This is a genomic window from Stenotrophomonas sp. GbtcB23, from assembly GCF_019091045.1.
Taxonomy (GTDB): domain Bacteria; phylum Pseudomonadota; class Gammaproteobacteria; order Xanthomonadales; family Xanthomonadaceae; genus Stenotrophomonas; species Stenotrophomonas rhizophila_A.
Genome location: NZ_JAGXKC010000440.1, coordinates 1 through 267 on the forward strand (window position 1 = coordinate 1; position 267 = coordinate 267).

General features: G+C 60.3%; 1 protein-coding gene. It reads left to right on the plus strand.

Annotated features, from left to right (window positions below; genetic code table 11):
• A partial coding sequence (locus tag KVS69_RS19700; protein WP_217539781.1) for a hypothetical protein occupies positions 1 to 267 on the plus strand: 267 nt, incomplete at both ends.

Sequence of the window (267 nt, forward strand, 5' to 3'; positions counted from 1 at the left end):
GGAAGCGCCGACCTCCTGGGCGGCGCTGTGGGAAAAGGACAAGGAAGTCAAGCTCGGCCTCCTGGCGCTCGTCTCCAACTCCTTCCTGCTGGCAGTGTCGGCAAAGACTTATTTGGGCGGCACAAACGCGCTCGATACGGACGAAGGCATCCTCAAGGCGCTCGAAAAGCTCGCAGAGCTGAAGCCGAATGTCCGCCTCTGGTATCGCGACGAAGCGCAGTTCGAACAGGCGCTGAAATCCGGCGAAATCCCGGTGGGCCAGTATTA